At 60.2% G+C, this 14984-nt stretch carries 12 protein-coding genes and 1 pseudogene; 6 read left to right on the forward strand and 7 right to left on the reverse strand.

The window, feature by feature from the left end; translation table 11 throughout:
• Window positions 1–11 precede the first annotated feature (11 nt).
• Entirely contained in the window at window positions 12–821 is an 810-nt protein-coding gene (locus tag DXD94_RS00205) for a YaaA family protein (RefSeq protein WP_117762855.1), read from the reverse strand.
• Window positions 822–924: 103 nt separating this feature from the next.
• Window positions 925–2322, reverse strand: coding sequence for an aminopeptidase (locus DXD94_RS00210; protein WP_117762856.1), 1398 nt, complete (start codon window positions 2320–2322; stop codon window positions 925–927).
• A gap of 166 nt (window positions 2323–2488) precedes the next feature.
• Between DXD94_RS00210 and polA the strand changes: the two genes are divergently transcribed.
• Window positions 2489–5239, forward strand: a complete 2751-nt coding sequence (polA, locus tag DXD94_RS00215; protein ID WP_117762857.1) for a DNA polymerase I — start codon at window positions 2489–2491, stop codon at window positions 5237–5239.
• Between the two features lie 278 nt (window positions 5240–5517).
• Here polA and DXD94_RS00220 read toward each other — a convergent pair whose 3' ends face one another.
• Entirely contained in the window at window positions 5518–6345 is an 828-nt protein-coding gene (locus DXD94_RS00220) for a Cof-type HAD-IIB family hydrolase (protein ID WP_117762858.1), read from the reverse strand.
• A 553-nt stretch (window positions 6346–6898) separates the two neighbouring features.
• On the opposite strand from DXD94_RS00220, the gene DXD94_RS00225 reads away from it, so the two are divergent.
• From DXD94_RS00225 to ndk, 4 genes are all read left to right on the forward strand, one after another.
• Window positions 6899–8125 (forward strand): argininosuccinate synthase, encoded by a 1227-nt coding sequence (locus DXD94_RS00225; RefSeq protein ID WP_035138001.1) that lies wholly within the window; start codon window positions 6899–6901, stop codon window positions 8123–8125.
• A 239-nt stretch (window positions 8126–8364) separates the two neighbouring features.
• Window positions 8365–8535: a hypothetical protein gene (locus tag DXD94_RS09605; RefSeq protein WP_158564759.1), complete on the forward strand. Its 171-nt coding sequence runs from the start codon at window positions 8365–8367 to the stop codon at window positions 8533–8535.
• A 120-nt stretch (window positions 8536–8655) separates the two neighbouring features.
• Window positions 8656–10086: an argininosuccinate lyase gene (argH, locus tag DXD94_RS00230; RefSeq protein ID WP_117762859.1), complete on the forward strand. Its 1431-nt coding sequence runs from the start codon at window positions 8656–8658 to the stop codon at window positions 10084–10086.
• A gap of 385 nt (window positions 10087–10471) precedes the next feature.
• Window positions 10472–10876, forward strand: a complete 405-nt coding sequence (gene ndk / locus DXD94_RS00235; RefSeq protein WP_035138006.1) for a nucleoside-diphosphate kinase — start codon at window positions 10472–10474, stop codon at window positions 10874–10876.
• 151 nt (window positions 10877–11027) lie between these two features.
• Here ndk and rpiB read toward each other — a convergent pair whose 3' ends face one another.
• Window positions 11028–11495: a ribose 5-phosphate isomerase B gene (gene rpiB / locus DXD94_RS00240; RefSeq protein WP_117762860.1), complete on the reverse strand. Its 468-nt coding sequence runs from the start codon at window positions 11493–11495 to the stop codon at window positions 11028–11030.
• A 267-nt stretch (window positions 11496–11762) separates the two neighbouring features.
• On the opposite strand from rpiB, the gene DXD94_RS00245 reads away from it, so the two are divergent.
• Window positions 11763–13085 (forward strand): serine dehydratase subunit alpha family protein, encoded by a 1323-nt coding sequence (locus tag DXD94_RS00245; protein ID WP_117762861.1) that lies wholly within the window; start codon window positions 11763–11765, stop codon window positions 13083–13085.
• 414 nt (window positions 13086–13499) lie between these two features.
• On the opposite strand, the pseudogene DXD94_RS09910 reads toward DXD94_RS00245, so the two are convergent.
• The 3 genes and pseudogenes from DXD94_RS09910 to DXD94_RS00260 all read right to left on the reverse strand — a co-directional run.
• Window positions 13500–13622 (reverse strand): annotated as a pseudogene (locus DXD94_RS09910) (helix-turn-helix transcriptional regulator); the annotation flags it as partial.
• Window positions 13623–13768: 146 nt separating this feature from the next.
• Entirely contained in the window at window positions 13769–14122 is a 354-nt protein-coding gene (locus tag DXD94_RS00255; RefSeq protein ID WP_117762862.1) for a hypothetical protein, read from the reverse strand.
• Between the two features lie 100 nt (window positions 14123–14222).
• Entirely contained in the window at window positions 14223–14843 is a 621-nt protein-coding gene (locus DXD94_RS00260) for a helix-turn-helix domain-containing protein (RefSeq protein WP_117762863.1), read from the reverse strand.
• Window positions 14844–14984 lie beyond the last annotated feature (141 nt).

The raw sequence follows: 14984 nt of genomic DNA on the forward strand, positions 1-14984 counted from the left end.
TAGCGGTGGTCCTACAAGGCCTGTTCGTTCAGGAAGACCAAAGTGTTTTTATTTGAAAGCTCGGGAAAGTGACGATAACCAACGTCGAACGCGGTGAGCCCGCTTATATCCTCGAGCTTGTTTTCTGCCATCCACCGCACCATGGAGCCGCGCGCCTTTTTGCTGGCGGTCGACCGTTGGATGGGCTTCCCGTTGCGGATACCCTCGCCAAAGAGGCATGTGACGGCCGTGGCGTCGCCCGCGAGGTGGGGCAGAACGGCTTTGGCATACTCTACGCTAGCGAGGTTGACGATCGTGGTGTTTGAGTCCGCCGGGGCGATAGCCCGCGCGAGCTTGTCGCTCCAAAACGCGTAGAGGTCTCGGGCATCGTCAACGGCGAGCTTCGCGCCCATCTCCAGCCGATACGGTTCGACGGCATGAAAGGGACGAACGCACCCGTAGAGGCCGGAGAGGATCCATAGATGGTCTTGTAGCCATGCGAGCTGCGCGGAATCCATCACCTCGGGCGCCATACTCTGGTATTGAATGCCGTGATAGGACATGACGGCAGGGGAGAGGTGACGGGCGAGTTCGGGATTGTCGAGATCGCCGTTTTTCAGGATGGGCCCGAACTCATGCAGGGTGTTGAGGCAAGGCCCCAGCAGTTTGTCACTCACGTTCCATAGCGCTTGCAGGCCGCCGCTGCCTTCATTTCGCTCGATATCTAGCAGTGCGCAGTGGAGGCGAGCCGTCTCGTGCGCAAAAGGTGGAATGCCCAGGACTTCAAAAGCATCTTGGGCCGCGCGCATCTGCTTGGCGGGCGAAATGATGATCTGCAGCATGGACTCTCCTCTGCCAAAAAGGAAGTTGCGGTGGAATACAGTCTGTTTGGGCCGTTTATGGGCCAGTTTAGTCCGTATTTCACCGCAACTGATGAAGGGCTGGTTAGGCGCGCTCGATGAAGGCCTTGTAGCCGCGATAGGCCTCGTAGATATCGGCCTTGTTGGCGACCTCCCACAGGGCGTGCATGGACAGGACGGCAACGCCGGAGTCGATAACGTTCATGCCATACTCGGCCATGATGTAGGCGATGGTGCCGCCGCCGCCCGCGTTGACGCGGCCGAGCTCGCAGGTCTGGAAGTCCACGCCCGCCTCGTCCATGATGTCGCGGACGAGGGCCACATACTCGGCGTCGGCATCGTTGGAGCCTCCCTTGCCGCGGCTGCCCGTGTACTTGTTAAAGCACAGGCCGCGACCCATAAAAGCTGCATTCTTAGTCTCGAACTTACCGGCATAGCCCGGGTCAAAGCCGGCGGACACGTCAGAGGAGAGCATGCGGCTGCGGGCGAGTGCGCGGCGCAGGGCCAGCGGGCTGCTCTCGCCGGCGAGCGTCATGATCTCGGCGACGGTGTTCTCGAAGAAGCGGCTCGTCATGCCGGTGGCGCCCACGGAGCCGATCTCCTCCTTGTCGACGATGAGCGTGATGCTCGTGCGCTCGACGTCTGCCACGTTGATCTGGGCGAGCATGGAGGGGTAGGCGCAGACGCGGTCGTCGTGGCCATAGCCCAAAATCATGGAGCGGTCGAGGCCCATGTCGCGGGCGGGGCCGGCGGGCACGACCTCGATCTCGGCGGAGAGGAAGTCCTCCTCCTCGACGTCGTACTGTTCCTTGAGGATATCCAGGAACATCTGCTTGACGGGCTCCTTGGGGGCGTCCTTGTCGTCCTCGTCAAACTTGACGGGGCGGCCGCCCACGATCACGTCGAGGATCTCGGCGTCGACGGCGTCCTTGGCCGGCTTGGACATCTGCTCGCTCGAGAGGTGGATCAGCAGGTCGGAGATGGTAAAGACCGGGTCGTCTGCCTTGTCGCCGATGTTGATGTCGACGGTGGTGCCGTCCTTTTTGCAGATGACGCCCACAAGCGCGAGCGGGGAGGCCACCCAGTGGTAGCTCTTGACGCCGCCGTAGTAGTGCGTGTCGAGGTAGGCCATGTCGCCGGCCTCGAAGGCGGGATTCTGCTTGAGGTCCAGGCGCGGCGAGTCCACGTGGGCGCCCAGGATGTTAAAGCCCTGCTCGAGCGGGGCGGTGCCAAGGTTGACGAGCATAAGGTCCTTGCCGTGGTTGGCGGCGTACACCTTGTCGCCTGCCTTGAGCTCGCGGCCCTCGGCGATCGCGGTCTCCAGGTCGACGTAGCCCGCCTCCTCGGCCATCTTGATGCCGGCCTTGACACACAGGCGCTCGGTCTTGTTCTCACTCAAAAACTTCTTATAGCCGCGGCAAAGCTCCTCGAGCTCCTCGATCTGCTGTGGCGTGTACTTTTTCCATGCGCAGGGACGCTCCATGACGCAGGCTCCTTTCGGATCGATCGTGCTGGTTAATGTACCGCGAGCCATCGTATCACGCGCGGGCGCGCGGTGGCGGGGGAGCTTGATGTGCGGTGGCCGCGAGGCGGGGAGCGTGTAAACTGGTGGGAGCAAATCGTGCCCAGCCCAAAGCGAGGTATTCAATATGTCTGACAAGCACCGCACCTTTGCCGTTATCGACGGTAACTCGCTCATGCACCGCGCCTTCCACGCCGTGCCGCCCACCATGAACGCGCCGGACGGTCGCCCCACCAACGCGATCTTTGGCTTTCTGAACATGTTTCTCAAGATGATCGACGCCTTTAACCCCGACGGTGTGGTCGTGGCGTTTGATAAGGGCAAGCCGCGCGTGCGCATGGAGATGCTGCCGCAGTATAAGGCGCAGCGCCCGCCCATGGACCCCGACCTGCACGCGCAGTTTCCGATGATCAAGGAGCTGCTCGGTGCGCTCAATGTGCCGATTTTGCAGTCCGAGGGTTGGGAAGGCGACGATATCCTGGGCACCATGGCGCGCCTGGGCGAGGAAGCCGGCTGCGACATGCTGCTGGTGACCGGCGACCGCGACATGTATCAGCTCGTGACCGAGCACGTCAACGTGGTCTCGACCCGCAAAGGCCTGTCCGACGTGGCGATTATGACGCCCGAGAGCGTGGACGACCTGTATCACGGCATTACACCGGCGCTCGTGCCCGATTTTTACGGCCTGAAGGGCGATACGTCCGACAACATTCCCGGCGTGCCGGGCATCGGCCCCAAAAAGGCGAGCGCGCTCATCGCGCAGTACGGCAGCTTGGACGAGGTCATCGCACATGCCGACGAGGTCAAGGGCAAGATGGGCGAGAACCTGCGCGCGCATATCGACGACGCGCTGCTGAGCCGCAAGGTCGCAACCATTCGTACCGATGCGCCTGTCGAGCTCGACTTTGATGCGACGTCCTTCCCGGCGTTTTCTGCCGACGAGGTGTCCGCTGCGCTGGGCACGCTCGGCATTACGGCCATGCAGAACCGTTTTTTGGCGCTGATTGGCGGCGAGGGCGGGGCTGCGGCCGCTGCCAGCACGTTCGAGATGCCTGCTGTTTTGCGTGCCGCCGCCGGCGATGCCGAGGCGCTTGCTGCCGCCGCCGCCGAGGTCGCTCGCGCGATTGATGCGGGCGAGTGGATTGCCGCTGTGGTGGACGATGACAAGGAGGAAGGCGCACTTTTTGGCCTGACGCGCACGCTGTGGCTGGCGACGTCCAAGGGGTTGCTTGCGCTCGAGGAGGGCGACGGCGGTGCGTCTGCCGTGGTCGATGGCTTCAACGTTGCCCACGGCGTGATCGCCGGCGTGCTCGCGCGCCTGTTTATGGAGGGCCGCGTGGCGAGCCCGGACATGAAGGCGCTGCTGCACGAGCTTTCGCCCATCGATTCCTCTGAGCCCGAGCTCATGGATCCGCTGGCCGTCGATTCCACGCGCATCTTCGATACTGTGGTCGCCGCCTATCTGTTGGATTCCGACCGCTCCGAGTTTGATGAGGCGTATCTGGCCGATACCTATCTGCAGATGACGCTGCCTGCGGCGCGCGGCGCGGAGGGTGCTGGCGAGGACGCTCCTGCGCCTGCTGCCCGCACTGCGGCCCTGACGCTGGCGCTCGTGGCGCCGCTGCGCGACCGCATGGCCCGCGAGAACGCCGCCAACGTGTTCGATGGCATCGAGATGCCGCTCGTGCCGGTGCTTGCCAAGATGGAGCGCGCGGGCATGCTCGTGGACCCCGATCGCCTGCATAGTCTGTCCGAGGGTTTGGCGACCCAGATTGCCGAGGTCGAGCGGAGCATTCGCGACCTGGCCGGTGACGAGGCCTTTAACATCGGCAGTCCCATGCAGCTCTCGCACGTGCTGTTTGACGTGATGGGCCTTCCGACCAAGGGCCTCAAAAAGACCAAGCGCGGCTATTATTCGACCAACGCCAAGGTACTGAGCGACCTTGCCCGTGACCACGAAATCGTGCGTCTGATCTTGGACTGGCGTGAGAAGTCCAAGATCAAGTCCACCTATCTGGACACACTGGGCCCGCTGCGTCGCGGTGACGGTCGCGTGCACACTACGTACAACCAAACCATCACGGCGACGGGTCGTCTTTCCTCGAGTGACCCGAACTTGCAGAACATCCCGACGCGCTCGGAGCTGGGCCGTACCGTCAAGACGGCGTTTTCGGCAGGCGAGGGAAGCGTCTTTTTAGCGGTGGACTACTCGCAGATCGAGCTGCGTCTGTTGGCGCATCTCTCGGGTGATGAACACCTGGTGCGTGCCTTTAACGAGGGCGAGGACTTCCATGCCGAGACAGCCGCGCGCGTGTTTGGCGTACCGGTGTCCGAGGTAACGCCCGATTTGCGCAGCCGCGCCAAGGCCGTGAACTTTGGCATCGTGTACGGTCAGCAGGCCTACGGCCTGTCGCAGTCGCTGCATATCTCGATGGCCGAGGCACGCGACATGATCGACCGCTACTACGAGGCATATCCGGGCGTGCGCACGTTCCTCGACAACGTGGTGGCACGTGCCAAGCAGACGGGCTACGCCGAGACCATGTACGGCCGCCGTCGCCATATTCCTGAGCTCAAGGCCAAAAACCCGCAGCTCCGCGGCTTTGGTGAGCGCACGGCCATGAACCACCCCATGCAGGGAACCGCGGCCGACATCATCAAGATCGCGATGGCCCGCGTAAGCCGCCGCCTGGAAGAAGAGGGCTTTGCCGCCCACATGATTCTGCAGGTACACGACGAACTGGACTTTGAGTGCCCCGTCGACGAAGTCGAGCGCCTCACCGCCATGGTCCGCGACGTCATGGAGCACGTAGTAGACCTCCGCGTCCCCCTAATCGCCGAAGCTTCGACTGGAGTGACCTGGGCAGACGCCAAGTAAGGGCATGACCACAATTCCAAAGTAATACAAAATCAGAAGGACGCCCCTCATCAACAAGGAGCGTCCTTCGTTCAATAAAAATCAGCCAAAGTATCTAGGCGATAAGACGTCATCCAAGCGGCAAGCAAGTCACCGCAGGACCTGGCCGGGCGAGGCGGGTAAGTTTTTCGTAGATTCCGCACGAGCCGGAAAGCACTTAATGTGCTTTCCGAGCGAGCCCAGGACCTGACCGAACGAAAAACTTACCCGCCTCGCCCGGCCAGGTCCGACGAGCCACGTTAACGAGCCGCCAAAATGGCATCGATGAGCGTCAGTACGCCCCCGTCGTTGTTGCTCGGAATGCGCCACTTAGCATGCGCGTTCATATGCTCCTCGGCATTGTCCACGATAAAGCTGTGACCGACACGCTCCAGCATGGGGATATCGTTGTAGGTGTCGCCCACGGCGGCGGCATCGGCGATGTCGATGCCCAGTTGCTCGCACAGATGCGCCACGCCGGCGCCCTTGTCGACGCCTAGGTTCATAAAGTCGATCCACTCGCGACCGGCATTGGTGACATAGAGCTGGTCACAGAACGCGGGGTTATAGGTCTCGCGGAACGCGGGCTCGGCATCGTAGGCAGGGAAGAAGATCGAGATCTTGTTGGACTCGAGATCGAGGCCCTCAAAGGTGTCGACGTAGTTGATCGTGTTGTAGTAGACGCTGATCTCGTCGTGATACTGGTGGTCGCGGGCGAGCACATAGAACTCGTCGTAGCAGCACAGTACGGGAACGGCGCGCGAGTCCTCCGAGGCACGGGCAAGCACCTGCTGATACAGCTCCACGTCGATGTTGCTCTTATAGATATAGTTGCCGCGATAGATGACGCAGGCACCGTTGTCGGGACAAAACGCGAGTCGGTTCTTGATGCCCTCGAACATTTCCTCGAGTTTGGGGGCGGGGCGTCCGCTGGCGGGGCAGAATACGATACCGGCATCGGCGAGCTTGTCCAGACGCTCATCGAGGCCCTGGGGCAGCACGCGCTCGTCAGTGAGAAGCGTCTTGTCCATATCGACGGCGAGAATCTTAATGTTGCCGATATTGGCATCCGATTCGTAAGTTTGCATAAAAACGCGCCTTTCGTTTCGAAATTGTTTCAGACGTTATAACCATCAACTGGTAGTCGGGCGTATTTTCGCAGGATTGGCGCGTATTTGCACCATGATTCACAAAGTAATGAAAAAACTTTTCAGAAATTTGAATTTGTCGCTTGTGAAGCGGGCACTTTAGCGTAATATAGCGACCATCGAAAACGGAGGCGGAAAAACAGCCGTTTACCGAGGAATAGGTACCGTTTACGATATATGAATTGCGCCCGGCGATAAGCGAAAGGAGAGGCAGATGCAGTTCGTACAGATCATCACCACTGCAGACTATGCCATCCGACGCCAGCGCGCAATTTCCCGACGACGATAACAATCGTCTCTGTCCGCATGGGGCGAAATGCTCCAACAGAGTCATTTTGAGGTCGTTGGGTTTTAGCACGACATAGACGCATGTTTCTAGGGCATGTTGTGCTGCTTTTTGCTATTTAACCTGATATTGCACGGTTTTTGACCTCAGAGTGACTTGCAACTGACCGATGTTCTAACTAGCTACCAAGGGCGAAAGGAAACAGCCATGAGCAAGGAAAAAGTCGTTCTCGCATATTCCGGTGGTCTTGATACATCCGTATGTGTCAAGTGGCTCCAAGACGAGAAGAATCTTGATGTCGTTTGCGTCTGCGGCAACGTGGGCCAGGAGGAGACCGGCCTGGATGCCAAGAAGCAGAAGGCTCTCGACCTGGGCGTTCTGGACTGCCAGGTGCTCGACCTGCGCGACGAGTTCTCCGATGAGTTCCTGACCAAGGCCATCGCCGCCAACTCTATGTACGAGAATAAGTACCCGCTGCTCTCCGCTCTGTCCCGTCCGCTGCTTGCCAAGAAGCTCGTCGAGGTCGCTCACGAGTTCGGCGCCACCTATGTCGCCCATGGCTGCACCGGCAAGGGCAACGACCAGGTCCGTTTTGAGGCCGCCGTCAAGGCCCTCGACCCTGAGCTCAAGGTTATCGCCCCGGTTCGTGAGTGGGATCTGAAGTGCCGTCCGGACGAGGTCGCCTATGCTCACGCTCACAACGTGCCGGTTCCCGAGGGTGCCAACGACAACCCCTATTCCATCGATGACAACCTGTGGGGTCGCGCCATCGAGTGCGGCCATCTGGAGGATCCCTGGAACGAGCCGCTCGACGATGCCTGGGTTATGACCAAGAACCCCGAGGACACGCCCGACACCCCGACCTACACCGAGATCGAGTTCGAGGCCGGCAAGCCCGTTGCGGTTGACGGTAAGAAGATGAAGCTCTCCGAGATCGTCATCGCGCTCAACAAGATCTCCGGCGACAACGGCTTTGGTCGTCTGGACCTGGTCGAGGATCGTCTGGTTGGCCTCAAGAGCCGCGAGTGCTACGAGGTCCCCGGCGCCCTGACGCTCATCACCGCCCACAAGGCGCTCGAGGACATCTGCGTCGAGGGTGACCTGCTCAAGACCAAGATCAAGCTCGAGCAGGATTGGGCCACCGCCGTGTACAACGGCCAGTGGTACAGCCCGCTCAAGAACGCGCTCGACGCCTTTATGGCCGATACCCAGAAGTTCGTGACCGGCACCGTCCGTCTGAAGTTCTTTAAGGGCAACTGCCATGTCGTCGGCCGCAAGAGCCCGTTTAGCCTCTATGACTACGGTCTGGCTACCTACGATCGTGACACCACGTTTGACGAGAAGGCCAGCGCCGGCTTTATCGAAATCGACACGTTGTCGCTCAAGACGTGGGCTAAGGTCCAGGGCCCCAGCTCCGCTGCTGCCCAGGCGTAAGGCTTCTTTCCTTCCCTTGGTATCCGCGCGGCCCATCCGCGTGATACATAACGGGCGCATGGGGTCCCTACCTTTCGTTATGCTTGCTGACACTTCTTAACATTGGTGGCCCCTACGTTCCGCCCGCATATATGATGCCGCGTCTGCGGCTGAGTCCGAGCCCCGCCGGGGTTGTCCGGCGGGGCTCTTGCTATCAATTTGACGGCCTTGTGCCTATCTATATCCGAGGAGTACCTATTATGTTTGATGCTATTGCACACGCTTTGCTTTCTCTTGCCCCTGAGCTCGATACTGCCAAGGTCGAGGATGTTCCCATGAGCCTGAAGGCTTGGATTGACGGTTCGCAGGGCAACCTCAGGAGGGAGTCGATGGGCGCCAAGTGCCTGACCCGTCACTTCTTTGCTATTTAGCTTGTCAGCCCCGCACGTGGCGGGGGATGTGCAAAACTAACAGTTGATAAATCGCTTTAGCGGCATGGCGTAGCGCTTTGTGCGCCGATGTTTTGGTATTTGATGAAAGGGGACGGTCCCATGGCTCTTTGGGGTGGTCGTTTTGAGGCGGGCGTGGCCGAGGTCACGCAGGAGTTTGGCGCGTCGCTGCCGGTCGACAAGCATCTCTATAAGCAGGATATCGCCGGTTCCAAGGCGCATGCCAAGATGTTGGCCGCACAGGGCATCATCAGTGCCGAGGACGAGCAGACGATTGCCAAGGGCCTGACCGGAATCGAACAGGATATCGATGCCGGCAACTTTACCTTCGATATCAACGATGAGGACATTCATATGTCCATCGAGAGCGAGTTGACGCGCCGCATCGGCGAGGCCGGTAAGCGCTTGCATACCGGCCGTTCGCGCAACGACCAGGTGGCGACCGATACGCGCCTGGGCGTCAAGGCGCTGGCCAAGGAGCTCATGGAGGCCAATCTTGAGCTGCGCCATGTGCTGGTGGATGCGGCTAAGAAGTACGACAAGGTGATTCTGCCGGGCTACACGCATATGCAGCACGCTCAGCCCGTGCTGCTCTCGCATCATCTGCTGGCGTATTCCTGGATGTTCGCGCGCGACTTTACGCGCCTGAAGGCCGCCTTTGATGCCGCCGACAACTGCCCGCTGGGCGCTGCCGCGCTTGCCGGTACGAGCTATCCGCTCGATCGTCAGATGACGGCTGCCGAACTTGGCTTTGCGGGCGTGATCCCCAATTCGCTCGATGCTGTTTCCGACCGTGATTTCCTGCTCGATCTGCATTACGCCGGTTCCGTCATGGCCATGCACCTGTCGCGTCTTTCCGAGGAGATTGTGCTGTGGTCGAGCTCCGAATTTGGCTTTATCACGCTTTCCGACTCGTACTCCACCGGCTCGTCCATCATGCCGCAGAAGAAGAACCCCGACTTTGCCGAGCTTATCCGCGGCAAGAGCGGTCGCGTGTACGGCAACCTGGTGCAGCTGCTGGTAACCATGAAGGGCTTGCCGCTTGCTTATAACAAGGACTTGCAGGAGGACAAGGAGGGCGCGCTCGATACCGCCCATACGCTCATGCAGTGCCTGTCCGTTATGGCCGGAATGATTTCGACTTGGACCGTCAACGAGGATGCCATGGCGCGCGAGTGCGGCGTGGGACACCTTGCCGCCACCGATGTTGCCGATTACCTGGCTAAGCGTGGTCTGCCGTTCCGCGAGGCACATGCCGTGGTGGGCCATCTGGTCCTGATGTGTGAGAAGCACGGCTGCAATCTTGAGGACCTGCCGTTTGAGGTGTTCCAGGAGGCAAGCTCGCTCTTTGAGCACGACATTACCGAGGCGCTCGACATCCCGTCGATTGTCGCTGCACGCACGACCGAGGGCGGTACCGCCCCTGCCGCCGTTGCCTTGCAGCTGGAGCGCGCCAAGGCACAGCTTTCGGCCGACGAGGGCGTGTTTGGATCGCTGACCAAGGTCGTCGAGATGGGCCACGGGGCAAAGTAGGGATTTGACTGAAGCGGCTTTGGCCATTTATCGATAAATCGTTTTTGCTTTTACGGGTATCTGCTGATGCGGACGCCCGTATTTTGTTGCTATGGGGGAGGGGCTTGTCGAGAACTTCTGTAGGACCTTTGGGCAGGTTGTGAAGGGGTTACGTTCGCGGGCGGCAACCGACCGCCTGCTCTGTTCGATGCGGTTGATGGGCGGTCGGATGGTACTCTAATCGGGCTTCGAAACAGAAGTGACACATATGGAACGCTTCAATAAATTGCAACGTTTCAATAAACAGCTTTTTGTTTAACTGCAGCTAAAACTCTGTTACGATGCAGTCCAGGCGGGTGCCGGAATGGGACTTGGGCACGCGCGAACCTACTTGAAAGGCTACCTTATGGCTATCGAGAAGACCTTCATCATGATTAAGCCCGACGCCGTGCGCGACCGCAAGATCGGCGAGATTGTTGCTCGCATTGAGCGCAGCGGCCTTGTCATCGAGCGCATGGAGATGACCACGCTCGAGCGCGCTACCGTCGAGGAGCACTACGCCCATCTGGCCGACAAGCCCTTCTTTGGCGGTCTCTGTGACTTTATGACGAGCGGTCCGGTCGTCAAGATGGTCGTTTCCGGTCTCTCCGCTGTTGCTAAGATGCGCACCCTCATGGGCGCTACCAACCCGCTTGAGGCTGCTCCTGGTACCATCCGCGGCGACTTTGCCGTCGATGTCAACGCCAACGTGATCCACGGCTCCGACTGCCTGGAGAACGCCGAGATTGAGATCAAGCGCTTCTTTGGCTAAACCAGCTTTGACTCCTTAAAGCTGTTAGCGTGTGGCTTGGGCGCCGCGGAACTCCATCCGCGGCGCCCTTTTATTCCAAAATCTATGCAGGGGCCCGCTCGGACATGTGTTCCGAGCGGGCCCCTGCTGTTAGCTTGTGGCACTGAATAGTTTAGGCTTCGTCGACGATCTTAAGGGCGCGCGTGTGATCGATCTCGTTGAGGAGGTTAACGCGACGCTCGTGACGACCACCCTCAAACTCGGCGTCGAGCCACTCGTCGACGATCATCTTGGCGAGCTCGGAGCCCACGACGCGGGCGCCAAAAGCGAGCACGTTGGTATTGTTGTGCATGCGGGAGAGCTTGGCGCTGAAGGGCTCGGAGCACACGACGGCGCGTACGCCCTCGACCTTGTTGGCAGCCAGGCTGATACCGACGCCGGTGCCACAGATCAGGATGCCTAGATCGACATCGCCGTTGGCAACGGCCTTACCCACCTTGTAGCCGGCGATGGGGTAGTCAAAGCTCTCGGAGGTGTCGGTGCCAAAGTTCACGACCTCGCAGCCGCGCTCCTTCAGGTGCTCGGAAATGATGTTCTTGAGCTCGACGGCGGCGTGGTCGTTGCCGATACCGATCTTCATGAGTGGTTCCTCTCTGGTCCGTGCGGCGGAATTGCTAAAGGTTTTACCGCGTTCGACTGCATGATAGCGCGTCTTTTGCCTAAACACTCGGGCGTTTTTTGGTCAAACGCTTTAGCGGACGCGAACATCAGCCCATCACGAAAAATGCCGCCAATTTGCTTCTGGCGGCCGTCTGCCGGAACTCGACTTGCGGTTTTTGGTGCCTTGTTATCAAATGGAGAAGTTGATACTTGCGAGAGCAACCCGTTATACATGTAGGAGATACCTATGCCTACCGATTCCATCCGTGATACCGCGTTTTGTGATGTTTTGAACCGCGAGCTTGTCTGTGCGCTCGGCTGCACCGAGCCCATTGCCGTTGCCTATGCGGCGGCGCTGGCGAGCCAGACGCTCGGTTGCGAACCCGAACATATGGATGTTGTCTGCTCAGGCAACATCATCAAGAACGTAAAGAGCGTGACCGTGCCCAACTCGGGCGGTATGCACGGTATTGAGGCCGCGGCCGTGCTGGGTGCTGTGGGCGGTGACGCCAAGAGCGCGCTCGAGGTGCTCGAGAGTGTTGGCGATGCAGACCGTGCTCGCGTGACCGAGCTGCTCTCCGATGCCGACTACTGCGATGTGTCGCTTGTCGAGGGTGTGCCCAACCTCTACATTAAGGTGACTGCCACGGCCGGAGGTCATACTGCGGTCGTCGAGATCACCGACCATCACACCAATGTTACGTGCCATACACTCGATGGCATTCCGGTGTGTGGCAAGTCGGCGGGGGAGTGTGCCGCCTGCGCCGAGCGCGTCGTGGCCGAGCGTGCCGCCGATAACGCCGATACGCCCATGTCGATTGATTCTATCATTGACTTTATCGAGGACGGCGACATCGAGGGCGCCCGCGCTGCCGTTGAGCGTCAGATTGAGCTGAACGGCGCTATTAGCGCCGAGGGCTTGGCGAACGCTTGGGGCGCCGAGGTGGGCCGTACGCTGCTGGGCGCTCGCGCCGACGACGTCGCCTGCCGTGCGCGTGCGCGTGCCGCCGCCGGGTCTGACGCCCGTATGAACGGCTGTGCGCTACCGGTCGCCATTGTGTGCGGCTCGGGCAACCAGGGTATTACCTGTGCGTTGCCCGTTATGGAATATGCCGACTACCTGCGCTGCGACCACGAGCGCCTGGTGCGCGCCGTGATGCTGTCCGATCTTATTGCCGTGCATATCAAGAGCTATATTGGTGCGCTCTCGGCGTTTTGCGGTGCTATTTGCGCTGCGTGCGGTGCCGGCGCGGCGATTACCTGGCTGTGCGGTGGCACGCGCGAGCAGATCGGCGCGACGGTCTCCAATACGCTCGGTAACGTGGGCGGCATCGTGTGCGATGGCGCCAAGGCAAGCTGCGCCGCTAAGATTTCCGCTGCCGTTGATGCGGCGATTCTGGGCCACGATATGGCCATGCAGGGCCGCGGCTTCCGTGCCGGCGAGGGCCTGATTCAGGATACGGTGGAAGAGACGATCGCCAGCATGGGCTATGTGGGCCGCGTTGGCATGAAGGATACCGACGTCGAGATCCTCAACATCATGATCGGCAAGACCATCGTCGACTGCTAGGGGCTCTGGGGCACTGCATCTTGTTGTTGAAACTATCGCGCTTGTGGCTGTAAAGCACCTGTCTGCATTGCGGACAGCGAGGATCTCGCGGTATGTCACCAGGTCGTTCTCGCGCTTGATGCGCTCGAGGACGGTCGCGACAACAAGCGCCGCTATAGCCGGCAGGAACGCCGCAGCCGCGGCGACGCCGGCGCCCCAGGTGCCCTCCATCCAGTTAAACGCCGGCGACAGTATCAGTGCGAACGCCACCGCCAGCAACGCGAGCATCAGCACGGCCAGCCATAGCATCCGCGTTCCCATGCGCTTGCGATCTCTTTCGACCGCCTCTTCCATAACGGTCACGTCTCCCTTCACGAGCGTGTCTATGGAGGTGTCGAATAGGATGCTCAGCATGAGCAGACTCTGGACGTCCGGATACGTCTTGTCCCGCTCCCAGTTGCTGATCGTCTGACGCGACACGTAGAGTTTCTCGGCGAGTTGTTCTTGGGAGAGCCCCATCGCCTCGCGCCGCGTCTTGATCTGGTTGCTGATGTCCATCGTCACCTCCCGGTCGTGAAGGAGCGTCCCGCGAACACGCCGGGTGCGCTATCGAATCTGTTGTACATCATATGCGGCAAGGCTTGCCGGGCGCTGCAAAAACTGTTTTGCACGGGGTTTACCTGCATGATTGTTGCTGCGATGGCTTAGCGATGTTGTCGAGCAGTCATCCAAGTGTACAGGCCCATGGCGGCGCAGCTGATTGCGGTATAGGCGACCCCATGGAACGCAAGGTCCTGGCTGCCCTCGACCTTGAGGGGAAACAGGACCGCGGGTCCGATTCCGAGCGCCGCGGGTACCCAGAAGAGCGTCCTCGCGGAGTTTGCGGCGAGCAGGCCGAGGGCGATCGCAGTTACGGGGAGCACGAGGTAGATCAGCGCCATCATGGCGATCATACCGGCATCGGATGGGACGAAGCTCACCAGGAGGGCGGGGATTGCCCAGCAGGCGCCAACGATTGCGATCAATGCGATGAGGGACGCGCGTACGGTGACGTTCATGGGGCACCTCCTAACGGGAATCGCCCCCATTCTGGCATACATCTTCAGAATGGGGGCTAAGGGGGATACCATTTCGGGGAACGGGCGCGTACCCGCGCTTTTAACTCAGCATCTTGGCGAGCATGCCGATGCCGACGCCCACCAGTCCGCCGGCGATGGCGCCGATGATGATCTGCACCGCGTTGCGCGTGCCCTTGACCCAAGGGTTCATCTCGCGCTCACGGCGCCCCTCGAGCGTGTCGCGATCGACCTGCTCGCCGCGGCTAAACGCCAACACCTCGCGGTACGTGACGAGGTCGTGTTGCTTCTTCATGCGTTCCATATACACGAACGCCACGAGCATCACGACGAGCGCCACGGCGGCAAACGCCGCGGTGGGCGCGATGTGCATGCCCCAGCCCCATTCGAACTGGAACGCCGCCCACGCGCTCAGCACCAAAAACACGACCGCACTCACGACCGTGATTGTGGATAGGGCGTTGTACTTCTTGACCGCTTCGTTCATTACCTGTGCCATGGTTTCCACATCTCCTTTGATGAGGGAGTCCACGGTCACCCCGAACACGTTGGAAAGCAGCAGCAGGCTCTGGACATCCGGATACGTACGGCCGCACTCCCAGTTGCTGATGGTCTGGCGCGACACGTAGATGCGCTCCGCCAGATCGTCTTGGGACAGTCCGAGCTCCGTGCGATGCTCCTTGATGTGCGAGCCCAGCTCCATGCGTTTGCTCCCTAGAGGGTCGGGGTGACCCCTGTCGAGAGCCACCATGTCATTGACGCGAGCATCGTACCATCAAAGGTCTTTATATTTGACCCCCACGGGGCAAAATCGAGCTGTCAAAAGGCTTTATATACGACATCT

Origin of the sequence: Collinsella sp. TM10-22, assembly GCF_003466125.1 — a bacterium.
In the GTDB taxonomy this organism is placed as follows: domain Bacteria; phylum Actinomycetota; class Coriobacteriia; order Coriobacteriales; family Coriobacteriaceae; genus Collinsella.

Excerpts from the sequence above, each read along its gene's own strand:
- rpiB (WP_117762860.1), bottom strand. The coding sequence starts at position 11,495 with ATGAAGATCGGTATCGGCAACGACCACGCCGCCGTCGAGCTCAAGAAC.
- polA (WP_117762857.1), top strand. The coding sequence starts at position 2,489 with ATGTCTGACAAGCACCGCACCTTTGCCGTTATCGACGGTAACTCGCTC.
- DXD94_RS00245 (WP_117762861.1), top strand. The coding sequence starts at position 11,763 with ATGCCTACCGATTCCATCCGTGATACCGCGTTTTGTGATGTTTTGAAC.
- DXD94_RS00260 (WP_117762863.1), bottom strand. The coding sequence starts at position 14,843 with ATGGAGCTGGGCTCGCACATCAAGGAGCATCGCACGGAGCTCGGACTG.
- DXD94_RS00220 (WP_117762858.1), bottom strand. The coding sequence starts at position 6,345 with ATGCAAACTTACGAATCGGATGCCAATATCGGCAACATTAAGATTCTC.
- DXD94_RS00255 (WP_117762862.1), bottom strand. The coding sequence starts at position 14,122 with ATGAACGTCACCGTACGCGCGTCCCTCATCGCATTGATCGCAATCGTT.
- ndk (WP_035138006.1), top strand. The coding sequence starts at position 10,472 with ATGGCTATCGAGAAGACCTTCATCATGATTAAGCCCGACGCCGTGCGC.
- DXD94_RS09605 (WP_158564759.1), top strand. The coding sequence starts at position 8,365 with ATGTTTGATGCTATTGCACACGCTTTGCTTTCTCTTGCCCCTGAGCTC.
- argH (WP_117762859.1), top strand. The coding sequence starts at position 8,656 with ATGGCTCTTTGGGGTGGTCGTTTTGAGGCGGGCGTGGCCGAGGTCACG.
- DXD94_RS00205 (WP_117762855.1), bottom strand. The coding sequence starts at position 821 with ATGCTGCAGATCATCATTTCGCCCGCCAAGCAGATGCGCGCGGCCCAA.
- DXD94_RS00225 (WP_035138001.1), top strand. The coding sequence starts at position 6,899 with ATGAGCAAGGAAAAAGTCGTTCTCGCATATTCCGGTGGTCTTGATACA.
- DXD94_RS00210 (WP_117762856.1), bottom strand. The coding sequence starts at position 2,322 with ATGGAGCGTCCCTGCGCATGGAAAAAGTACACGCCACAGCAGATCGAG.